The following is a 2,398-nucleotide window of genomic DNA, read 5'->3' as shown; positions in this document are numbered from 1 at the left end:
GGAAAATTCAGGGAGAGAGAGATGAACGTCGCCCCGGGCAAGAATGCCGTCAGCACCATCCCGTTCGATCATGCCAGGGTCGATCGGCTGATGGAGGAGGCCGGCATCGATGTGCTGCTCGCTACCTCCAAGCACAACACGCGATATCTGCTTGGCGGCTACAAGTTCATCTTCTTCGCCGCCATGGATGCGATCGGCCACAGCCGCTATCTGCCGATCGTTGTCTATGAGAAGGGCGGGCCGGGCCACGCCGCCTATATCGGCAACCGCATGGAGGGCGGCGAGCACCAGAACAAGCCGTTCTGGACGCCGACCTTGCATGCCGCCTGCTGGGGCACGCTCGACGCCGCCAACCATGCCGTCGAACACCTGACGAAAATCGGCAAGGGCGATGCCCGCATCGGCATCGAGCCGGCATTCCTGCCGTCGGATGCCTACACGCTGATCCGCAAGGCATTGCCCGACGCCAAGCTGATCGACGCGACTGATATGCTGGAGCGGATGCGTGCCATCAAGACGGAAGCCGAGTTGGAGAAGTTGCGCATCGCCTCCGAACTGATCACCGATTCCATGCTGGCGACCATTGCGTGGGCACGCGAAGGCACGACCAAGACTGAGATCATCGAGCAATTGCGGCGCGAGGAGACCAATCGCGGAGCGCATTTCGAATATTGCCTGCTGACGCTGGGTTCCAGCCACAACCGCGCCGGCTCGCCACAGGCATGGAAGAAGGGCGAGGTGATGTCGATTGACTCAGGCGGCAATTATCACGGCTATATCGGCGACCTCTGCCGCATGGGCATTCTGGGCGAGCCGGATGCCGAACTCGAGGACCTTTTAGCCGAGGTCGAGACGGTGCAGCAGGCGGCCTTTTCCAAGGTATGCGCTGGCACACTGGGCGGTGATATGATTTCCTATGCGGAGGGCGTGCTGAAGAAATCCAAGGTTGCGCCCTATACCGATTTCTTCGCCCATGGCATGGGGTTGATCACGCATGAAGCGCCATTCCTGATGACCAACCATCCGGTGACATATGAAGGCACCTATGCCGAAAAGCCGCTGGAGAAAAACATGGTGCTCTCGGTCGAGACCACGATGCTCCACCCGACGCGCGGCTTCATCAAGCTGGAAGACACCGTGGCGGTCACCGAGACTGGCTACGTCATGTTCGGCGATCGGGGCAGGGGTTGGAACAGGGGTGGAGTTTGACAGCCTTGCAATGAAAGGCGCTGCCCCCTCACCCGGATTGCCAACCGAATTGCAAAGGGCAATTCGGGACAATCCGACCTCTCCCCGAGGGGAGAGGAGGTCGCCAACACTGGCGCCTGTCTCTTCTCCCCAGCGGGGAGAAGGTGGCCGCGAAGCGGCCGGATGAGGGGGCCTCAACACTGAGGCGGCGGCAAGATCACTTCCCGCCCGGCGGCAGCAGCCTGAAATCCGGCAGGTCGCGCAACGCCAGTTCCGGTCCGGCGGGCGAATAGACGACGAAGAGCTGCATCGGCCCATCGCCGGTATTTAGCGTCGAATGGAAGCGGCTTTCCGGCACATAGATGGTGCAGCCGGGGCCGACCTTCGCAATGACCGGATTGCCCTTGTCGTCCTCAACCATCTGCTCGCCATTGCCTGATATGACGAAGATGATTTCCTCGGCGCCCGGGTGGTTGTGGCGCGTGTGGCCCTTGCCGGACGGCAGGTCGACGACGCCGCCGGAAAAGTGCGTCGCGCCGTTCACCTCGGGCGCCACCGTCAACGACAGTCTGCCCCAGTCGAAGCCGAAGGCGCTGACCTCCTTCGGATAGACAAACACCTTTTTCTTGTCGGTCATCGTCTCATCCCATCTTTTTCTTTGCAACGATTGTGCCGCCAAGCGTGACGGCCTTGAAATCCGCAGTCTGCCTGGCGATCGCCGCTTCCGCCGGCAGCCGCTCCATCGAGCTTGCCCCGTAAAAGCCGTGCAGGCCCTTGCAGCGTTCGAGTATGTACCGGGCGTCGTCCGGCATCGAGATCGGCCCGCCATGGCAAAGCAGGATGACGTCCTTGCGCACGACACGCGCCGCTTCAGCGATGGCGTCGATCTCCGTCACGCAGTCGTCGAGCGACTTGGCCGACGTCGCGCCGATCGAGCCGCCGGTGGTCACCCCCATATGGGCGACGATGATGTCGGCGCCGGCCTTGGTCATGGCGCGGGCCTCATCGGGATTGAAGACATAGGGCGTGGTCAGCAGGTCGAGTTCGTGTGCCGCGGCGATCATGTCGACCTCGAGCCCGAAGCCCATACCGGTTTCTTCGAAACTCTGCCGCATCTGGCCGTCGAACAGGCCGATGGTCGGAAAGTTCTGCACGCCGGAAAAACCCATCGTCTTCAGCTCGGCCAGCAGCAGCGGCATGATGACGAAGG

Annotated in this window: 3 protein-coding genes; 1 reads left to right on the top strand and 2 read right to left on the bottom strand. The window is 61.8% G+C overall.

Annotation, left to right across the window (positions count from 1 at the left end):
- Positions 1 to 21: 21 nt before the first annotated feature.
- Entirely contained in the window at positions 22 to 1,209 is a 1,188-nt protein-coding gene (locus EOA86_RS30840; protein ID WP_128345068.1) for a Xaa-Pro peptidase family protein, read from the top strand.
- 196 nt (positions 1,210 to 1,405) lie between these two features.
- Here the strand turns inward: EOA86_RS30840 and EOA86_RS30835 are convergent, their stop codons facing one another.
- Both EOA86_RS30835 and EOA86_RS30830 read right to left on the bottom strand, forming a co-directional pair.
- A complete protein-coding gene (locus EOA86_RS30835; RefSeq protein ID WP_128345066.1) occupies positions 1,406 to 1,825 on the bottom strand; it encodes a cupin domain-containing protein in 420 nt (139 codons plus the stop codon).
- 4 nt (positions 1,826 to 1,829) lie between these two features.
- Positions 1,830 to 2,398, bottom strand: a 569-nt coding sequence (locus tag EOA86_RS30830) for a phosphoenolpyruvate hydrolase family protein (protein ID WP_164892149.1), incomplete at its 5' end; no start/stop codon positions are given.

It is taken from the genome of Mesorhizobium sp. M5C.F.Ca.IN.020.32.2.1 (assembly GCF_004023105.1).
Classification (GTDB): domain Bacteria; phylum Pseudomonadota; class Alphaproteobacteria; order Rhizobiales; family Rhizobiaceae; genus Mesorhizobium; species Mesorhizobium wenxiniae.
Note: the sequence above shows the minus strand (reverse complement) of the source record. Positions and strands in the feature narration are given on the sequence as shown.